The organism is Nocardioides sp. (genome assembly GCF_050699375.1).
In the GTDB taxonomy this organism is placed as follows: Bacteria; Actinomycetota; Actinomycetes; order Propionibacteriales; family Nocardioidaceae; genus Nocardioides.
Genome location: NZ_JBOHDN010000212.1, coordinates 1 through 2,554, shown reverse-complemented (window position 1 = coordinate 2,554; position 2,554 = coordinate 1). Strand labels below are relative to the sequence as shown.

2 protein-coding genes are annotated in these 2,554 nt (G+C 68.7%); both read left to right on the top strand.

All coding sequences use genetic code 11. The features are described from left to right. A partial coding sequence (locus ACRDPS_RS15770; RefSeq protein WP_431502600.1) for an MDR family MFS transporter occupies positions 1-1,371 on the top strand: 1,371 nt, incomplete at its 5' end. Positions 1,372-1,532: 161 nt separating this feature from the next. Continuing rightward, positions 1,533-2,554: acyl-CoA dehydrogenase family protein (locus tag ACRDPS_RS15765; protein ID WP_431502599.1), on the top strand; the 1,022-nt coding region annotated here is incomplete at its 3' end.

Genomic DNA, 2,554 nt, shown 5'->3' with positions numbered 1-2,554 from the left:
GCGGTGATGGTCTCGCTCAGCCTGGTCGCGATCGACATGACGATCCTGGCGACCGCGGTGCCGAGCGTGGTGAGGGACCTCGGCGGGTTCGAGCAGTTCCCGTGGCTCTTCTCGATCTACGTGCTGGCGACGGCGGTGACCACACCGCTCTATGCCAAAGTCGCCGACCGGCTGGGGCGCAAGCCGGTGATGATCGCCGGGATCGTGGCGTTCCTGGTCGGCTCGCTGCTGTGCGGGCTGGCCTGGTCGCTGACCTCGCTGATCGTCTTCCGGGCGATCCAGGGCATCGGCGCCGGCGCGATCCAGCCGATGTCGATGACGATCGTCTCCGACATCTACACGATGGAGGAGCGGGCGGTCGCGACCTCGTACGTCGCCTCGGTCTGGGCCACCGCCGCGATCGTCGGCCCGACGCTCGGCGGCCTCTTCGCCGACTACCTCGACTGGCGGCTGATCTTCCTGATCAACCTGCCGGTCGGGGCGGTCGCGCTGTGGCTGCTGCGGCACTTCCACGAGACCAGGAAGCCGGCCCCGACAACGTCCATCGACTGGGCCGGCGCGGGACTGCTGACGGTCGGCGGGATCGCGCTGCTGCTCGGGCTGCTCGAAGGCGGCCACGCCTGGGCCTGGGCATCGCCGACGTCGTACGTCATCTTCGGGATCGGCGTCGCGGCACTGGTCGCCTTCTGGTTCGTGGAGCGGCGGGCGGCGGATCCGGTGCTGCCGCCGTGGGTCTTCGGCCACCGAGTCCTCGCCCCGGCCAACGCCGCCAGCCTGGTCGTCGGCGTCGTGATGCTCGGGCTGACGACGTACGTCCCGCTCTATGCCCAGACCGTGCTCGGTCACTCGGCGGTGGTGGCCGGGTTCGCCCTGGCCGGGATGAGCATCGGCTGGCCGATCGCGGCTTCGACCGCCGGCCGGATCTACCTCTCGAGAGGGTTCCGGTTGGCGGTCACGCTCGGTGCGCTGCTGGTCATCGCGGGCGGGCTGGTGCTGACGACCGTCGGTGAGAACTCGTCGTTCTGGCATCTTGCGATCCCGTGCTTCGTGCTCGGTCTCGGGTTCGGCTGGTCGGTCAACCCTGGGGTCGTCGCCGCCGGTTCGTCCGTCGACTGGGAGGTCCGCGGGGTCGCGACCGGGTCCAACATGTTCGCCCGCTCGGTGGGCTCGGCGCTGGGTGTCGCGCTCTTCGGCGCGGTCGCGAACGGGCTGGTCAGGAGGGAGTACGCCGGGGGAGAGGTGCCTGCGCTCGAGGCGCTGCCGGCCTCCGTGCTCGCGCCTGCCCTGCACGTCGTCTTCGTCGTCGGGCTGGTCGTCTCGCTGCCGCTGCTGGTGGTGGCGTGGCGTACGCCGGTCCGGATCAATCGCTGACTCCGCGGGTTTGGCTCTGCGGTTCTGGCTCCGCGGGTTTGGCTCCGCGGGTTTGGCTCCGCGGGTTTGGCTCTGCCGTTTTGGCTCTGCCGTTTTGGCCCTGCCGATTTGAAACATGGGTTACCACTGAGTAACCGCGGCGTCGTAGACTCCGGGGCATGCTGAAGCGCGACATCTACGAGGAAGACCACGAGGACTTCCGAGCCTCCGTCCAGCAGTGGCTGGAGCGTTCGGTCAAGCCCCACACCGACAAGCACATCGCCGACAAGTCGCTGCCCCGCGAGTTCTGGCTCGAGGCTGGTGAGAACGGCTTCCTCGGGCTCGCGATCCCGGAGGAGTACGGCGGCGCCGGCGCCGAGGACTTCCGGTTCAACGCGGTGCTCGCCGAGGAGCTGGGCAAGATCGGGGCTGCGTACCCGACCTGCGTCGGCATCCACTCCGACATCACCGCCCCCTACCTGGTCCGTCTGGGCACCGAGGAGCAGAAGCAGCGCTGGCTCCCGGGGGTCTCCTCCGGTGAGATCCTGCTCGCCATCGGCATGACCGAGCCATCGGGCGGCTCGGACCTGGCCGCGCTGAAGACCACCGCCGTCCGCGACGGCGACGAGTGGGTCATCAACGGCTCCAAGACCTTCATCACCAACGGCTTCTCCTGCGACCTGGTCATCACCGCGGTCCGCACCGACCCGGAGAAGGGTGCCAAGGGCATCACCCTCTTCGCGATCGAGGCCGACAAGGAGGGCTTCTCGCGCGGCCGCAAGCTCGACAAGGTCGGCATGGAGGAGTCCGATACCGCCGAGCTCTTCTTCGAGAACGTACGCGTCACCGACGCCGAGGTCATCGGCGAGCTCAACCGCGGCTTCATCCACATGATGGAGGAGCTCCCGCAGGAGCGCGTCTCGTGCGCGGTCGCCAACGTGGCGCAGGCCAAGCAGATCCTGCTCGAGACCGTGCAGTACGCCAAGGACCGCAAGGCGTTCGGCCAGTCCATCGGCCAGTTCCAGCACAACAAGTTCCTGCTCGCCGAGCTGGTCACCCAGATCGAGGTCGCCGAGGCGTACGTCGACAAGTGCGTCGCCGCGCACTCCCGCGGTGAGCTCTCGCCGGTCGAGGCGTCCAAGGCCAAGTGGTGGTCCTCGCAGGCCCAGTCCGAGGTCCTCGACCACTGCGTCCAGCTCCACGG